The organism is Shewanella sp. 1180_01, from assembly GCF_052850535.1.
Window position 1 is genome coordinate 1 of the sequence record NZ_VXCT01000053.1, and the last position, 17,159, is coordinate 17,159.

Consider the following 17,159-nt stretch of genomic DNA (forward strand, 5'->3'; position numbering starts at 1 on the left):
GATATTCTTCAGGAACACCTAATTCATCAACAATTTCAAGCTCCATTTAAACGTTATAATTTGTATGAATAACACAGTAACCAAACAAAAATTAAACCATTGATTTTACAGGTAAAGTAGAGTTATTTCGGTTGTATCCGAAATATTCGAGTTTAATTAGAAATATGCCAGAACTGATTGGCCTGACACGAATTTGGATCCAAGCGCGTGAGTCCTAAGCTCGCGCAAAATGCCAGTGTGATGCGCGTGAAACAGACTAGGTAAGTTTGATTCACGGATTTTAACGACCATGTATTTCAATCTCGTCCTAAAGACATTTTATAAAAACTTCAGGTCACACATTTTTATTGATAAATGTCGTGAAAACATCGGACTGGCGACACTCTGTTAAACAAGGCCAAGACGCTATGTATCATTGGTAAAATAGACCAATTTACCTTGTCTATTTTGTCGCAATGCCATAGTCAGCACGAAAGGATTTCAACCCTCGGCTTGAAAATTGTAGGGCACGGGTGTCGAGGGCTTTCTCTGCCCAGCCTTTAGCCAAAATATCCTTAAGAACCCATTGACCTAGAACACCAGCTAGATGGCTGCGACGCTCGCTCCAATCTAGGCATGACTTACACAAAGGGCGGCGAGATTGACGACTTTTCGGTACATCGTATACATCATCTGGTGCACCCAGCAACGAGTGTTCTACGCCACGTTTGGCAAAAAAGGTCATCCCTGCCGCGGTGATTTTTGTTTCGCCCTCTTCATGGGCGATCAAATTCTGCCGACTTAAGCTGTCGTAAAGCGCCACCCCCAATTCACCCGCGAGATGGTCATAACAAACACGAGCCAGTCTCAATCTAGAGTCCGCAGGTCCATGAATGACCTTAGGGTTCGCAATGGCAGCGCTCATGTTGAGCAGACTTTCCAACAGTTCGGCCACTTGGCGGCTCTGCAGCTGAAAATACTTATGCCTCCCCTGCTTACGCACGAGCAATAGCTCACCTTCAACCAACTTAGTTAAATGGCTGCTGGCAGTCTGCGGTGTGATATCTGCTTCAAGAGCCAGCTCTGTCGCAGTCAATGCCTCTCCGCCCATAAGAGCAATCAACATACGTGAGCGGGCGGCGTCACCAATCAAGTTGGCAATAAAAGCGATGTTAGGTTCCATGCTTGTAATCTCATTCGGGGACAGTTCGATAACCATCGAAGCATTAAGTTTTCAGGTAATTACAATGCAACTAAAACCTTTAGCACACAAGCCAATGGCGCCAAACACTATGAAAATTACCTGTTTTATCGAATACAAAATAGACCCCTTCAAATTGGAACAATTTGCCCAATATGCTGAAAACTGGGGCGATATTATTCCAGCCTACGGCGGCGAACTCCTTGGCTACTTTCTGCCACACGAAGGCACCAATGACACTGCATATGGTCTCATTAGCTTCGATAGTCTGGCCCACTATGAACGCTATAGGGACAAACTGAAGACAGAAGCCGCAGGCAAGGCAAATTTTCAGCTGGCCAAGCAAGGAGAATTTATTTTGAGTGAAAAACGCAGTTTCCTAAAGCCGATAGCCAAGACCTATCAAAGAGCTGCGGAGACAAAACTATGATGGTCGTTATTTTTGAAGTCGTGCCGAATCCCGGCTGCCAAGAAAGGTATTTAGAGATAGCCGCCGACCTGAAATCAAGCCTGAGTGAAATTGCAGGATTTATTTCAATCGAACGGTTTCAGAGCATGGTCAATCCCGAACGCTTATTATCGCTGTCATTCTGGGAGAATGAGGCTGCGGTACAGGCTTGGCGACAACAGATATATCACCGCGAGGCACAAACTCAAGGACGCGAACAATTATTCGCCGACTATCGCCTGCGGGTTGCCGAAGTTGTTCGTGACTATGGCATGTTCGACCGTGCTCAGGCACCAAGGAGTAACTGATATGCTGCTACTTGAGTAGCGGATCACGCAACACATAGCCTTAGCTGCAAAGGACATGATTTTAGTTAAACCGCTACGACTGCATTAATTTACTTTATGCATCTCTTTATATAAAAACACTACGTCTTTATCGATGATTTCGAGTCGCCAGCCATAGTGATGCGCGAGCCATTCAAAGGTCGCTTCGGCATAAAAGTTGATGTGGGTGGGATCGTTTTTATAGTGCCAGCGGGTAAATGCAGTCTGATCTTGTACGCGTTTAGTCATCACAGCCAAAATGCCGTTGGGTTTTAATAAGCTATCAAGTTGAGCAAGCAAACCTGCGGCATCGCTCACATGCTCTATGACTTCAGTTAACGTTATAAACTCGTATTGGCGAGCCAAGGCTTCAGGATTGTTGGCGTAATAAAGGTCGTAATTATCGATTTGATAGCCACGCGCCTTTGCCATCATACTCAATGCCTTGCCTTCGCCGCAGCCAAAATCGAGCCCTTGGGCCGAAATGCTAACACGGCTAAGTAATGGCTCAAGTGTGCGATTTAAAAAGGTTTGATAGCCAAGATCATTGGCATGATTCTCGTGCTTATCGTACTCGGCTTTTTCTGCCTCGGCCGAGAGATAAAACTCAGGAGGCACGCTCACCAGTTGGCAGGTTTGGCATTGATGGTAGTCGCGCTTTTTATCTTGATGATAAGCGAGCAATTCAGTGCCATGGCATAAGGGGCAGATATTCAACAACAATTCCTAGGGATAGTAAGGTGCATAGTAATGAGAATAATCGCAATGCACACAAATAATGCTCGCACTGCCTAGCTGAAATCGACTGTGTCGATGGCCTGATTAAGGCTTAGGGATTTTACGCTCTTTTGCTGCGGCTTCTTTTGCTTCCCGTAAATATTTTTGCTCGCGACTTTCTCTTTCGTCGAACTGTTTCTGTGCCTTGAGTTTTTGCTGAACCTCCCAATCATTGGTTTGGGACTGCTGTTTGATTTTATCTTCTCGCTCTGCCGTCTCTTTCGCCGCTTGGCGCGCCTTTTCTAATTGGGCCTGCTCTAATCGCTGGGAGTCTATGCGGGCCTTATCGGCTCTTTGCTCTAGGGTTAATTTTGGCTTGGGAGCATCGGCGGCATTGGCTACAGCAAGATGAACACTGGAAATCAGTATTAACGACATCAACATTTTAGAGATGAGCACCTTAGATAAATGCACCATTTACTGTCTCCTTTATTTGGTCATCGGATGGATGAACGATAACAGCCAACTCGCACAAGATGCGCAAAACATAGCATAAAATCTGCCTAAGCTTGGAATATTCAGCAGGTGTTCTTAAAAAATATGCTTAAATACAAGTCTTAAACTACACTTTTTAAGTTTCTATTTGAGTGAAACAACAATTAGGTTTATTTTTAACCCCATTGGAATGATGTACTATTGGGCAACTTCGTATCAACGAAGACCTAAAAAATAGGATGTGACCTTATATGCGTCACAAGGGAGTATCCTAAATGATCAGATGGCAACACTTACTTAAAAAACTCAGTACAGATGATCCAGTACTGCAAGAAAAGCTGTCGCTCTGGCAAGCACATCCGCACAAAACTCCCTTGGCCTTAATTCAAGGCTTTAGCTTTATTAGCGCCAACCAAGCGACCCTCGGTTATTTTGAGACTGAGTACGACGCCTTTGTGAATGCGACTCCCTATGATTTTTCGCCAAGAATTCAATCTTCCGGCCGCAATAGTGTTGAATATGCGAGGGAAATGATCCTCGAAGCCATTGCGGGTAATAATGTTGAATTCAACTGGCTACACCTGAGTCAAGTCGGCAATGAACTGCCAACTCGAGTGTACCTCTATCGCTGCTATCTTCAGCAACAACCCGTTGTGCTCGTGGAACTTCAAGCTCTCAATCGTCGCAATCAAATGCGTGAAACCATTTCCGATGGTTTTGCCCATATTCCCAAAGAGATTTTGTCGACGACACTCGAAGAAAGTGCCGAAGCTGTGTATATCACAGACTCAGATGATCAGATTTTGGCCGTTAATAAAGCTATGTGCCGTATTTGCGGTTATAGCGCCGAGCAGCTTATTAGTAAAACCCCTGAATTTTTAGAGCTGAAAAGCCATCATTTAGGGGAAGAAACCGAGTGCCAAATTGCACTGAAGCAAAGGGGCTTTTGGCAGGGTGAAACGTGGAAAAGACGTTCAGATGGTAGTAATTTCCCTGCTTGGCAAAGTAGTCGAAAAATCATTACCGAAGATGGCGCTCACTATAATGTGAATATTTTCAGTGACATTAGTACCAAAAAGTTGTTAGAAACTCAGCTGACGACCCGTGCTATGTACGATACCTTGACTGGATTGCCAAACCGGTTCCACCTTAAGCAGATCCTCAATAGTGCCCTAGAAAAACTTAAAACCGATCCCTTAGCATTAGGTGCACTGATGTTTTTAGATCTCAATGGGTTTAAAAATATCAATGACAGTTTCGGCCACTCCATGGGCGATAGAGTGTTACAACTTGTCGCAGCCAGACTCGAAGCCGGTTGTATCGAAAAAGCCGACATAGCCCGCATGGGTGGAGATGAGTTTACCTTAGTACTGCAAGACTGCAGCTGCAAAGATGAAATCCAACTGTTTGCAGAGCAGATACTTAGTCTATTTGAGAGCCCCTTTGAAATTGAAGGGCAAAAGTTTTTCCTCGGCACGAGTATCGGCATTGCGCTATTTCCGACCCACAGTGATAAAGCGGGACAACTGATTAGCCTTGCAGATACAGCCATGTATTGTGCTAAAAAGAGCTTACCGCACCTCGTGTTTTACGATAAGGCTATGAGCCAAGCAGCAGAATTAAAGCTGCAGTTAATCAATAGCCTAAGGCATGCTCACAGCTTAAAACAATTCACTCTCGCCTATCAAGCCATAGTGGATTTACACACAAATCAAACGATAGCTGCTGAAGCCCTACTGCGCTGGCAAAAATCACCTACCGAGTATTATGACGCCGCCGATTTTGTGCCATTGCTGGAAGAGACTGGGTTAATTGTCAGTATTGGTCAATGGGTATTGGAACAGGCTTGCGTGCAAGCGGCACAATGGCGGGCACATAATCAGGCGGACTTTAGAATTTCAGTCAATGTGTCGCCACTGCAATTGGAACACTTAGATTTTATCGACCAAGTGATTAATGCCTTGGAAATGGCTAATTTACCTGCTGAGGCACTGATTTTAGAAATCACCGAATCGGCACTGCTACGCCAACCTGAGCAAGCACGACTCACACTCAATCGCATCAAAGCCTTAGGTGTCAGCATTGCCATTGATGATTTTGGGACTGGGTTATCTTCACTCAGTCGCTTAGGCACTTTGCCCATAGACAGTGTAAAAATTGATGCCGAGTTTGCCCTACGTTTAAACGAAGTGTCAGGACAAAAGCTCTGTAATGCCATAGTGCAGCTCGCACAGGCACTGGATATTCACTTCGTCGCCGAAGGCATAGAGACTCAACAACAAAGAGACATAATGACAGACATGGGCCAAGGTTTTGCCCAAGGATTTCTTTTTGGCTACCCGAGTTCAGTCGATAACTTCACCCAAACCTTTCTTACGGAAAAACATATAGCTTAAAGCTCGATAGCCCTGCCAGCACGCCATTAACTAATTGTGATTAACAATGGAATCACTCCCCTGCAAAGCAATTGGCTGGCAAATCTATCTCATCATTTGCTGCGCAAATGAATCCTTGTTATTAAACCGTATTTCACACTAAGTTAGCGTGATCTGAATAAGATTTTGACTAATTTAATTCGTACGCAGTATCAAAACTCAATAACTTAAAGGCATTAATTCAGACCTAAAACCTCTAAGGCTAAATAATTTCAAACCATTCACTTAGTCTCGCCGTTAGGTTTGTTTGAGTTCTGATAACGAGCCTGCACAGTGCTCGGCATCGCCTTAATCCGCAGTTCAACCATAGCATCAAATGCCGTCATTAAGGGCTGAACATCAAGCCGAGGATTAAGGGCGCTTAGCATATAAGCACAAGCTTCTAAGGTCGATAAACTGTCGCTACGACTCGACTTACGGATCCGGTAGCGCGACTCATAACCTTCAGCCAAATGCACCGCAGGATACTGGGTTAACCAAGGATTCAGCTGCAACATCTTAAACGCCTTGCGCCAAGTACCATCGAGTAAGAGCAATACACAATCTGGATTGATAGGCTGCTGTTCAACACTCACACTTTGCTCAGAGGGATAGACGAGATAAATCGGCTTATTACACGCCGTTAAATGTTCCCGTAAAACATTGAAGTCGGCCTCGCTTTCGCCCACATAAACTTGCGTTTCAGCAACAACAAGACTCAATACCCGCACACTATTTTTTTTATGTTCGACTTCACTCGGGTGCTGTAAAACCACCAACTGAGTCATTGGAGAGATAGGCTGAACACTCGCGCACAGGCAAGCATTCTGGGGATAACGACAAATAGCACAATAATGACGGGACAAGCTTTACACTCGGTTTGAGTAAGTTATTTTACGAGTATACCAAAGGATAAAGGGGTATTAGGCACAATAAAAAATACCCACAGTTCGCGGTCAAACAAACTGTGGGTAAAGGGTGTGCTCTGTAATTAACGACTTTGTAATTAACCTGTGCCGCGAACTAATGCTCGCCAGCTAACTGCTCTTGATGCCAGTGGTCAAATCGACTCAGCGCCATCATCAACAATAAACCGATAGGAAATACGCCCATCACTAAGGCCACTGCATAAGGTGCGGTTAAACTCGTTTGTTGTACGAGTCCAGCGAGCACGGATGCGCCGCTCATCTGAATAAAACCTAACATAGCCGCCGCCGTTCCAGCTCGTTCACCGAAGGCCGACAGTGCCATACTAGTCGCAGGACCAAGTAAGAAGGAAAATCCCACGCCTAACATCAACATGGGCAACATAAAGGCAAACGCTGCCATCATCCCAGTGCTCGGACCGAATTGCTGACCCGCCACAGTGATCGCGGCAGACAGAACGAGTATGGACAGCGCCAAAATAGTTGTCGGACGATTACCGAGTTTGCGAATGACCAGCGGCGCCGTAAAACAGGCCACGATATTAAACACTGCATTGAAACCGAATAGACCACTAAACATGAGCTCAGAAAGCCCTAAATGCCCAATCAGCCACACAGGCGCATACGACACGTAACATAAAATCGCCGCCATCGCCGACATACAAGCAAAGGCATAAAACAAGAAGTGAGTGTTACCCAGTACAGGTTTGTATCGACCCCAACGGTAAAGTGGGCCAGTGGTAACCGTATTAGCAGGTCGAGTCTCAGGTAAGCGATAACCGACAACGAGCAACATCAACATGGCATATAACGTCATGAAAACGAAGGTTGAACGCCAACCAAATTGCATTGCCAATAAACCACCTAATGTCGGCGCTAATGCAGGAATAACGCAAATGGCACCATTTAAGTAACTGTAAATCTTAGCGCCTTCTTTTTGATCGTAGCAGTCACGCACCGCGCTAAACACCACGATAGAAGTCGAACAGGCGGCTAAACCTTGCAGCAAACGGGCAATCTGTAACCAATGGAACTCGATAGCCGCAGCGGCTAATAGGCTGCTCGCACCGTAGAGTAAGACCCCAAAGATTGCCACAGGACGGCGGCCATAACGGTCGGCTAATGGCCCGATCAACACTTGGCCTAAGCCCATGGCGAATAAAAATAATACGATCGTAGATTGCACATCACTGGCAGATACGGCGAATTCTGCCGCCATAGTTGGCATTGAAGGTAAGTAAATATCGATTGCCAATGGGCTGAGAAGCACCATAGACATCAGGATAGGTAATAGATTGCGCCGCATAAATAATCTCAGTTGATCAGGAAAAGGTATTTCAGTGGGCGCTATTTTAATTAACTCAAGGTATGAACAGAAATGGTATAATTTCCAAAGTAAATTTCCTCTGAGGAATATCTGTGAATATCGACAACTTAGCCAGAATCGATCTTAACTTGCTGGTCATACTTAAAGTTCTACTAGAAGAGCAAAGCGTGACTCGCGCCGCAAGCCGATTACATATAAGCCAGTCAGCCCTCAGTAAGAGCTTAAATCGGCTCAGAGAAACCTTAGATGATCCCCTATTTCAGCGCACGGCCCACGGCTTAAAACCGACGGCGCACGCCCTAATTCTTGGGCAAAAACTGCCGAATATTTTGCAAGACTTATATCAACTCACCCAGCCTCCGACCTTCAATCCCGCCAGTAGCAATCGACAATTCTCCTTTGCCATGGTGGAAAGCGCCTATGAAACCTTAATCCCGTATTTTATTGGCCCTATGCTAACCACGGCGCCCAACGTCAAACTTGACTCCTATGTCTGGACCGAAAAATCGATGCAGGATTTACAACAAGGGCAAATTGACTTTGGTATTTCAGGGCGGGACTTGCATCCATTGTCCGATTTTCAGGTGGATCGCCTGCCCGAAGGGATTGCCTATCAAACACTGTTTACCGATCAACAAGTGTGTTTAGTCCGTGAAGACCACCCGCTGATGGCGGCGATCACTTCAGACCAATGGAATCTCCCACTCTACCTCGACATGGCCCATGTGCAGGTTCGCTGTGAAGGCAGCGATTGGTGGGCACTGGATTACTTTCTTGCCGATCTCGGCCATCGACGCCGGATCAGTACGACAGTACCCGATTTTTATGGTGCCGCCAGTGTATGCGCCCACAGCGATTTAATCTTCACTCTGCCCTCGAGCTTTGCACGGCACGCCTGCCAGCTCTATCCGCTTAAGCTACTGCCCTTACCCTTCGAATTTATGCCCATGGCCTATGTATTGTTATGGCATCAAAGAAATGATGAAGATCAAGGGCATAAATGGATTAGAGAAACGATTTGTCAGAGTGTGGCTAAGTTATTTACTCCCGCAGAAATGCTTTAATACCAAATCACTATCAATAAAAAAGCCCGATAAAGCAAAGGCGTTATAGGGCTCTTATCAAAGTGAAGCGCTACAAATAGTGGCTACAGAATAAAGGTCGCGACTTGTGCATTAAGATCATTAGCACGGGCTTTCAACCCACGCGCCTGTGCCAAATCAGCCATGGCCGATGCGGTGATCTCATCGGTCACATCTTTAATCGCAACAGTATTTTGGGTGATTTCACCCGTCACTTGAGTCTGCTCTTCCGCTGCGGTAGCAATTTGGCCTGCCATATCTGAAATCACGTTGACCGCTTGAGTAATTTCTTCAAGGGCTTTCGCCGCCGCATTCGCATCTTCAACACTGTGACCCGCTAATGCTTGGCTGCTTTCCATCAAGCTGACGGCTCTGGCGGTTGTGCGTTGCAGTGTTTCAATCGTGGTATGCACTTCTTGAGTCGAATCTTGAGTACGGCGCGATAACACGCGCACTTCATCCGCGACCACGGCAAAACCACGGCCCTGCTCACCAGCACGCGCCGCTTCAATGGCAGCGTTAAGCGCCAACAAGTTGGTTTGTTCTGCAATCCCTTGAATCGTCGCTAGAATGCTCGAAATAGATTGAGCATGACGGCTCAAATCAGCAATGACATCGGTCGCTTGAGTCACTTCATCGGCCAGCGAATTAATCGAGTTACGGGTTTTATTGACTAACTCTTTACCCTGTAAACTGCTCGCGGCAGATTGTTGAGCCGCCGTTGCCGTGTTTTCAGCATTGGCCGCAATCTCATTGGTGGCACTCGCCATTTCTGTTACTGCGGTCGCGACCATAGCCACTTCTTGCTGCTGACGTTGTAGTTCAGTCACCGAGGTTTGTGTGGTGGCCAGACTACGTTCAGCATCGGCATCTAACTCATTCGCTAACTGGCGAATATGGCTGATCAACTGATGTTGACTACCCACAAAACGGTTAAAGCTATCGGCAAGTACACCCACTTCATCTTGAGTGTCGACTGAAATACGCTGAGTTAAATCACCGTTACCATCGGCGATACGCGCCAGTGCCTGCGATACTCGGCTCAATGGACCCAGTAACATGCCAACTAACCAAGAAATCGCTAACACACTCAACAGCAGTACGAGTGCCGATAAACCCAGTTGGGTGAGTAACAGGCTCGACAGTGGCGCTTCTAGCGTTTCCTTATCAAGCACTAACACTAATTCCCAATCTGTATTGGGAATATCAACGCTCCAAACTAACTTATCGCGTCCTTCATTTTCAAAATACATAGGCAGCAGAGTACCCGCTGCACGGCTCTGTTCTGGCAAGTTGCGATTAAGATCGTTGTCGATTTCACCTATAGGTTTCATCGTCTTAGCTTGATCTTTATAAGCGATAACCGTGCCGTCTTTGTGCATCATGATGGCATAACCGTTGGCCGGTAACTTCATCCGATTAACACCGTCAACTAGGCTCGCGATAGATAAGTCACCACCCACAACTCCTTGTGCGGTAGGCTGCGCCATAGTCACAACCAGAATGTTATAAGCCACATCCACGTAAGGCTTAGTCAAGATAGGACCGCGTGCACTGATGGCTTGTTGATACCAAGGACGGCTACGAGGATCATAACCAGTACGATCTACACTCGGATCAGAATCCAGCATTTGCCCCGCTTGGCTCCCAAAATAGGTCAACTGGAAACGGCCAGACGCTTGTGCTTGTTGTAACGTATTTAGGCTATCACCCTCAACTTTGCTCGCCAGTGCTCCCATAATATCTTGGCGGCCAGCCAACCATTCTTGAATACGCTCAGCCTGCTGCTCACCTAAGCGCTGCACTTGTTCTAGGCTGTTTTTTAACAGCTGAGACTTTTGGCTGGAATAACTTTGCCATGACAACAAACCAATCACGAGTGAAAGGGCTACCACGACGGAGAACAGAATTTTTTGCTTGAGCGAATATGAGTTCATGTTGGCGTCTAATTTATTAACAAAGCAGTGAAACAAGAGGGTGTCTGAGCGAGTTGAACGAACATTTAAAACTAATTTAATAAAGCGGCAAACTGAGTTAAAACTGCAGCTTAATCTGAACTTAATTTTCTCATACTCTGTACAGTTCGCAAAGAAATTGCTCAGATTTACATCAAAAAGATTCGAGCAAAAACATATAATTAACCAACTGTTATTCGAGGCACAACATAGGCGACTACGAGATCACATATCAAGATGATACGTAACAGCCAAATGGTCTCAGAGGTAAAATAAAGTAAATTAATCAAGATTAACGTGACCTAGACGCACTCGCTATTGCACACTAAATGTCCACTGCCTATCGAGGAGTTCTTATGATTTATCAACAGTTCCAACAGAGCCCGCTGCAGACCCGAATTTCTGGCCCACGGGCTTGGTTAGCCATGGCAATTAGCGTTAGCCTTATCTGTTTATCGCTATTTTTATTGCCCTTCGTGCTTTTATTTGGCGCCATTGCGCTCGGTTGTTTAGTCCTGTTTAGCCGTTTTTACATGGCACGTCAGTTGGCTAAATTTAATCAGGCACAGGCAAACACCAAGCAACACGCCCATGTTGCAGATGAGCCACAGAGCCAGGTTTATGGTTCAGAAACAATTGTTAGGGAAACGAATGCAACGCGCTATCAAGGGCGAACTTTTGAGCATAAAGAGGATGAACACTAGGGCGTGTTGACGTTTAGAGACTAAATTTTGTTCGCTCTGGCAAGCTAGTGATCGCGAAACGAGGAGTGAAGTGTCGTTATTCGACTCAAATGACGAGTAATGCCTGTGCGCGATTAAGGCTATGAATTTCTGCGGGATCTTGAGTTACTTTAAGTACATTTTCAATCTGTAATGCAAGAGAACGCCAAAGAGGCTCGATAATTTCGGCCTCTTTTTTATTGGCATTTTGTCGCGCCAGCTTCAGCAAAGCGGCGGCTCCCACAACATCAACTCGCCCTAAGATACCGTCGGCCAGTGCCACACTCAGCTCGATCATCGCGGGCACACTGTGGCCATATTTAATCACTTGGCGCAGATACTCCTCAGCCTGAGTCAAGTCACTACCAAAGGCATTATCATCATTAAGCATATGCTGTGCCCGCGTCAGCATGGCATCGAGTTGTCCTTGCTCGGCAGCTTCAGCCATCCAATACTCGCTGGCAATCATATCTCGAGTACAACCGTCACCATTGGCGAGCATTAATGCCAAATGATACTGGGCATGGGGATAACCCGCTTGTGCGGCTTTGCTTATAAAATGATAGGCTTGGGCGAGATTTTTTTGCTGATAATATAGCACACCTAAATTTGCCATTGCTTCGGTTTGCTCACCCTCTGCGGCGCGTTGTAAGTATTTCAGTGCCAACTGACTATCGGGTCGAAACGACTCACTGCCGACAAGATAAAAATATCCCAATAACGCCATCGCATTGACTACCCCAGCCTCGGCCGCCGTCGCAATAAGTTGCTCACCTTTCGCCACCTCTGGCACACCTTGATAACCGTGGATCAAGGCCACACCGTGCTCATGTAAGGCTTCCATATGCTTAGGCGCCGCAAGGGCAAACCAATAGGCGGCACGGGCAAAACTGTCAGCGGCGCTGATGTGGGAAGTAAGAGGTAAGACGCCAGAAGGTTCTGGATTAGCAGTAGCTTCAGCTGAAGTGACAAACTCTTGATCTTGTTGCTGCTCTTGCTCTTTCAGTATCAGAGCCTTGGTCTTAAAGGATATTCCCACTAGATACTGGGCTTCGGCGTCATCTTCCATCACAGCGCGGTAGCATAAATCCTTCGCCGTCAGAGTATCAGATGCTTCATAACGATAATCAGGTGCTACTTGGCCTTTAACCTTGGGATACAAGTGTTCGACTAGCGCCAAAACATCTTTAATAGATTTTTGCGCCAGCGCGAGCAATTGCGCTTGGGTCAGGTGATATTTTTCAGGATGAGCGCCGCGGTTACCGTCAGCCCGCAATCGATGCAGGGCTCGGGTCGTCTTAACATCAATAACACGCTGCTGATTTAGTTGCTCGATCCTATCGTATAGATTCGGACTCGAGAACGCGATTTGCTTATCTTGCCCCAGTAACTCAGTAAGCTTGTGGGTAAAGCTGCGAATGTGCAGTAGCGACTGAGTCGGCACATCCTGCACATAGCTTTTTGCCTTGAGGTAATCATCACTCAAGGAAGCCGAAAAATCTTGGATAAACTCACTATCCTTAATGACCGTTTTCGTCCCCATGAGTGATTCCCTGCAGGCTGAATTGAGTTTACATTACTCGACGCTTGGTTTTTTCGACACCATATATAAGCGGAACAAAGCCACGTTAACGAATAAACCAATGAAAGACATAAAGGTATCCGATAGCATTTGCAGCGGTAATCCGCCCATAGCGGCAGCACTTGACAGCAAATTACCCACCACTGAAAGTGGCAGATAGAGCATTAATAGTGCAATAGTTTTCAGCACGATAGGACCACTAAAGCTAAAACTGCCCTTGATGGCTTCCAGCGGTGTTAAACGCTCAACCACGACCATAAAGTTTACATAGGCCAAACGGGCGAAGAGATAGAAGCTAATAACCAACCCCACCAGCCACACAGGACCGAAGGCGGCAAACAGCATCACTGGCGCTAAAATCGCTAAACCAGAAAACACCCCAGCTAATAATAGTGGTGGAACAAAAGGTAGACTTGCCTTCAGCACCATGCCCGCAGAAGGACTCTGTCCCTGCGAGCGCAGTTCTAAAAACAGTGTCAGGGCGGCGATTAAGACCGAAAAGGTGAGCAGTAACAGCATCATGGCGACCATGTGTGGTGCGCCAAACTGTGGATTTTCAAGATCGACTTTACTCATCTCTACGCCAAGCCACAACTGGATCCCCACTTGGATCAAAAGTAATGGAATCGTCAGCATAGCGAGTTGCGCCAGATGATTACGGAAGAAGTTATAGGCTTCTGACAAAATTGCGGACAGTGACATGCGACTTTCCAAATAATTGAAATGAATTAACACTTAGAATTGCGCTAAGGATACCGAAAATCCCGTAGCAATGCACAGCAGAAATCACCAGTGTGAATCGTAAATCACAGAAAACTACTGCAACAAAAGTTACAAACCCGCTAAACTGTCCCGCGAACACATGCGCAAACCATCAAAGGACGCTTCCATATGAAACACACTCTTACCCTCTCTATCTTCCTCGGCACTTGTATTTTAGCGGCGCCAGCCAGTGCAGGATGGTTAGATAACTTGGCCGGAACTCAAGCCAAAACTGAAAAAGCGGCCACGACGGCGACAGCAACTCAGTCAAATGATTTGGTTGGCAGCGTCATGTCACAATTAGGTTTAAACCAAACTCAAGCCGAAGGTGGCTTAGGCAGTTTATTAGGCTTAGCGCAATCAAGCCTAGGGACAACCGACTATTCAAAACTGGCTGCCAGCATTCCTAATGCCGATAGCTTGTTAGCGGCAGCACCTAAATTGGACTCAACATCAGGCGTTTCTGGCTTGTTATCCAAGGCGGGTAATTTAGGCTCATCACTGCAAGGCAGTGCTATGGTGTTAGACGCCTTTGAAAAATTGGGTATTTCTAAAGATCTGGCGATGCCAATGATCAACATTGCTAAGTCTTACTTAGAAACCAATGGCACTGAAGGCACCTCTGACTTACTGATGAAAGGTCTGAACTCGCTACTGTAATCCCGTTTTATCTCACCCTAAGCAACTCAGTGCTTAGGGTGAACTTTCGCCCCTCAATCGACTCTACCTTATATTGCCCCCAACATGAGAACCGCCAAATATGATTGCGAAGTTAAGACGATTCTTTGAAGCACATACGCAAGCAGTCTCACCTGAAGACAAGGCGCATCAACTTAAACTCGCCGCAGCGAGCATGTTACTTGAAGTGGTGTTTGCCGATGATACCTTAACGGCTGAGGAAGAAGCCTTATTGCCTAAGCTGCTGACAGAAACGCTATCAATGTCAGAAGCTGACGCTAAAACACTGATTACTGAGGCTAAAAGTGTGCAAGGTAGCGCGACCTCACTGTTTGAATTTACCTCAGCCATTAACGCCGAATTTAGCCTAGCGCAAAAGCAGCAATTATTGCTCGCCATGTGGCAACTGGCCTATGCCGATGGGCAGTTATCCCAATATGAAGACCAAATCATTCGCCGTACCGCTGATTTGCTGTACCTCAAACACAGCGAGTTAATTCAAATGCGCAATCTTGCCATCGCCGCCAATCGACATACTGATCAAGCGCCTCAGTAATTCCACGGTTAAATCAAAGTACCAATCGATTAATCCGTCGCATAAAAAAGCGTGAATGCAAAACGCTATCTCGTTTCACATTCACGCTGTAGTCTCAAGACTCTATTGATATCGCCTTTGACTAAAAATGATTTGTCCTGCCGCGCGATTGACTTAAACCCAACTCACTTAAACCCTAAGCTAAGGCTCTACCGATTTCGAACCCTGAACCGCGTAACTCAGTCAACTTAGTCCGCAACCCACCCATCTCCATCCTTAATCCTTTCTTGGTGGCTAACTGAGATAACCAACTGGTTTTCTCATCATCCTCGATCGTGTCCCACTCATCCAACACTTTGTAAGATAGGCATAATAATGCGGCAAGTTTTGAAAATGGGTCCGAATCCTTAGGGTGATCTTGATATAAAATACCTTCTACCAGCGCTGTGGTGAATTTCCAATTTTTAGCCAGCAGTGCGCCAATATCGGGTGAGTCATATCCAAGCAACTCACGTTCAAACTCATGCTTATCTTTGCCCTGAGCCACAGCTTCAGCTATTTTCGCCGCATCTTCAGGTGACACGGCCGCAATGAGTAAGTCGCCAATTCGATGCAAGATACCGCAGGTAAATGCTTCTTCAGGCATAGCACCACAACGCTTCGCCATTTCTTGGCTATAAAGGGCAATCTCAAAGGTTTGTCCCCAAAATTGGGCTAAGTCGATTCCTTCACACTTAGGAACCGCGCCAATTACAGCCGATGCAAGCACTAAGGTACGCAGGGTTTGCATCCCAAGACGCACCACGGCTTCGTCGATCGTGCCCACCTCTCGACTGCGTCCGTAGTGGGCACAGTTGGCAAGGCGTAATACTCTAGCGCTGATTAAGGGATCGTGTGCAACCTTAGTGGCAATACTTTTTACTGTCGCATTGTCGTCATTGACTGCGTCTAATAGCTCACTGATCGCCTTGGGTAACCTGGGTAATTCATCCACTCGATTGAGTAACGCAGCTGAATCCATTTTTATGCTCCTTCTATATGAATGATCAAAATATAGAACACAAGTTATCGCCTCGCTCACCGAGATACATTAAATATCAGTAATGTGCGGTCCTTCGGCAACAAAGCATGGCGGTCATCAGACTTAAGGTTTACCTCTCGATTTAACTTAATTTAATCACACTCGATTCTATCCTGCTCCGAGATCGACAAAGCGCTACGCAGGCTGACGTTAAGCGAAAGCGGAGTTGAACCCTTAAACGCTAAAGGCGCAATCTTAGTTAAATTGTAAATAAATATTTCAAAAATTCAGTAAAGAGTGATATTGATAAAAGGCCATTAACTCACTGTAAGGAAGCAATATGAGCCAAAACGCACTCGTTAGCCGCACAGGTCTTATCTTAGCTAGCGCTTTAATCACCTTAGGGCTGTTCGTCTTTATGGCGCAGCTCATCAACAATCCACAACCTGTCACAGGACAAGCCTCGGATGCGCCGCAAATCAATATACTGATGGCAGAACGCACGCCGATACCGCCAAAAGAAAAAACTAAGCCCGAACCACCAAAGCCCATTCCTGCGCGGGAGCGTGTGAGTGTCCCCGGTGAAACCAGCGAGTCGTTAACTTTTACCCCTGAGACATTCATACCCGAAATGCCAACGCAAACCACCCTCCATACACAATCTGCGATGACAGCCGAAGCCCTGCCAGTCGTGCAAGTGTCACCTCGTTATCCCATAGATGCGGCGCAAAGTGGTAAAGAAGGTTATGTGGTTGTGGGGTTTGATATTACGGCTGACGGCACTGTGAATAATGTGCGGGTATTGGACGCAAACCCTAAGCGCGTTTTCGATAAGGCGGCGTTATCAGCGGTGCAGAATTGGAAGTACAAACCGAAATTTGATGCAGGCAAAGCCGTTGCGCAACTCAATCAGCAAGTGCAGTTAGACTTTAAATTAGATCAAAAGATTTAATCCGCAGACGAATCAAAACGCACAAAAAAGCCCTGCA

17 protein-coding genes are annotated in these 17,159 nt (G+C 46.2%); 8 read left to right on the top strand and 9 right to left on the bottom strand.

The genetic code is table 11. The features are described 5' to 3' along the window. Nucleotides 1-442: 442 nt before the first annotated feature. On the bottom strand, nt 443-1,162 hold the full coding sequence (locus FW758_RS19885; RefSeq protein WP_446446298.1) for an ArsR/SmtB family transcription factor: 720 nt from the start codon (nt 1,160-1,162) through the stop codon (nt 443-445). Nucleotides 1,163-1,226: 64 nt separating this feature from the next. On the opposite strand from FW758_RS19885, the gene FW758_RS19890 reads away from it, so the two are divergent. Both FW758_RS19890 and FW758_RS19895 read left to right on the top strand, forming a co-directional pair. Beyond that, entirely contained in the window at nt 1,227-1,610 is a 384-nt protein-coding gene (locus tag FW758_RS19890) for an NIPSNAP family protein (protein ID WP_446446299.1), read from the top strand. After that, a complete protein-coding gene (locus tag FW758_RS19895; protein ID WP_012586457.1) occupies nt 1,607-1,936 on the top strand; it encodes an antibiotic biosynthesis monooxygenase family protein in 330 nt (109 codons plus the stop codon). Before FW758_RS19890 ends, FW758_RS19895 begins: the two co-directional genes overlap by 4 nt. A gap of 84 nt (nt 1,937-2,020) precedes the next feature. Here FW758_RS19895 and FW758_RS19900 read toward each other — a convergent pair whose 3' ends face one another. Beyond that, on the bottom strand, nt 2,021-2,671 hold the full coding sequence (locus tag FW758_RS19900) for a methyltransferase domain-containing protein (RefSeq protein WP_427750072.1): 651 nt from the start codon (nt 2,669-2,671) through the stop codon (nt 2,021-2,023). A gap of 105 nt (nt 2,672-2,776) precedes the next feature. Further along, complete coding sequence (locus FW758_RS19905) at nt 2,777-3,115, bottom strand: hypothetical protein (protein WP_012090524.1); 339 nt, start codon at nt 3,113-3,115, stop codon at nt 2,777-2,779. 326 nt (nt 3,116-3,441) lie between these two features. Between FW758_RS19905 and FW758_RS19910 the strand changes: the two genes are divergently transcribed. After that, nucleotides 3,442-5,562: a putative bifunctional diguanylate cyclase/phosphodiesterase gene (locus FW758_RS19910; protein ID WP_107402899.1), complete on the top strand. Its 2,121-nt coding sequence runs from the start codon at nt 3,442-3,444 to the stop codon at nt 5,560-5,562. A gap of 260 nt (nt 5,563-5,822) precedes the next feature. Here FW758_RS19910 and FW758_RS19915 read toward each other — a convergent pair whose 3' ends face one another. Further along, the gene (locus FW758_RS19915; RefSeq protein ID WP_432369168.1) at nt 5,823-6,446 is read right to left on the bottom strand and encodes a tRNA-uridine aminocarboxypropyltransferase; all 624 of its coding nucleotides are present in this window, start codon (nt 6,444-6,446) and stop codon (nt 5,823-5,825) included. Between the two features lie 157 nt (nt 6,447-6,603). After that, nucleotides 6,604-7,812, bottom strand: a complete 1,209-nt coding sequence (locus FW758_RS19920; protein ID WP_012197777.1) for a multidrug effflux MFS transporter — start codon at nt 7,810-7,812, stop codon at nt 6,604-6,606. 113 nt (nt 7,813-7,925) lie between these two features. Between FW758_RS19920 and FW758_RS19925 the strand changes: the two genes are divergently transcribed. Further along, nucleotides 7,926-8,897 (top strand): LysR substrate-binding domain-containing protein, encoded by a 972-nt coding sequence (locus tag FW758_RS19925; protein WP_259214242.1) that lies wholly within the window; start codon nt 7,926-7,928, stop codon nt 8,895-8,897. A gap of 83 nt (nt 8,898-8,980) precedes the next feature. Here the strand turns inward: FW758_RS19925 and FW758_RS19930 are convergent, their stop codons facing one another. Then, complete coding sequence (locus tag FW758_RS19930) at nt 8,981-10,852, bottom strand: methyl-accepting chemotaxis protein (RefSeq protein WP_006084584.1); 1,872 nt, start codon at nt 10,850-10,852, stop codon at nt 8,981-8,983. Between the two features lie 374 nt (nt 10,853-11,226). On the opposite strand from FW758_RS19930, the gene FW758_RS19935 reads away from it, so the two are divergent. Further along, nucleotides 11,227-11,574, top strand: a complete 348-nt coding sequence (locus FW758_RS19935) for a hypothetical protein (protein ID WP_446446300.1) — start codon at nt 11,227-11,229, stop codon at nt 11,572-11,574. Nucleotides 11,575-11,659: 85 nt separating this feature from the next. Here the strand turns inward: FW758_RS19935 and FW758_RS19940 are convergent, their stop codons facing one another. Both FW758_RS19940 and FW758_RS19945 read right to left on the bottom strand, forming a co-directional pair. Next, entirely contained in the window at nt 11,660-13,135 is a 1,476-nt protein-coding gene (locus FW758_RS19940; RefSeq protein WP_446446301.1) for a DUF4145 domain-containing protein, read from the bottom strand. Between the two features lie 33 nt (nt 13,136-13,168). Beyond that, nucleotides 13,169-13,876, bottom strand: coding sequence for a hypothetical protein (locus FW758_RS19945; protein ID WP_411357270.1), 708 nt, complete (start codon nt 13,874-13,876; stop codon nt 13,169-13,171). A gap of 189 nt (nt 13,877-14,065) precedes the next feature. Here FW758_RS19945 and FW758_RS19950 point away from each other — a divergent pair, with 189 nt between their 5' ends. Then, nucleotides 14,066-14,596, top strand: a complete 531-nt coding sequence (locus FW758_RS19950) for a DUF2780 domain-containing protein (RefSeq protein WP_006079651.1) — start codon at nt 14,066-14,068, stop codon at nt 14,594-14,596. A 100-nt stretch (nt 14,597-14,696) separates the two neighbouring features. Then, nucleotides 14,697-15,170, top strand: coding sequence for a tellurite resistance TerB family protein (locus tag FW758_RS19955; protein ID WP_006079650.1), 474 nt, complete (start codon nt 14,697-14,699; stop codon nt 15,168-15,170). A gap of 175 nt (nt 15,171-15,345) precedes the next feature. Here the strand turns inward: FW758_RS19955 and FW758_RS19960 are convergent, their stop codons facing one another. Further along, complete coding sequence (locus tag FW758_RS19960; RefSeq protein WP_220591419.1) at nt 15,346-16,170, bottom strand: HDOD domain-containing protein; 825 nt, start codon at nt 16,168-16,170, stop codon at nt 15,346-15,348. A gap of 340 nt (nt 16,171-16,510) precedes the next feature. Here FW758_RS19960 and FW758_RS19965 point away from each other — a divergent pair, with 340 nt between their 5' ends. Continuing rightward, a complete protein-coding gene (locus FW758_RS19965; protein ID WP_446446302.1) occupies nt 16,511-17,122 on the top strand; it encodes a TonB family protein in 612 nt (203 codons plus the stop codon). The last annotated feature ends 37 nt before the right edge of the window (nt 17,123-17,159 follow it).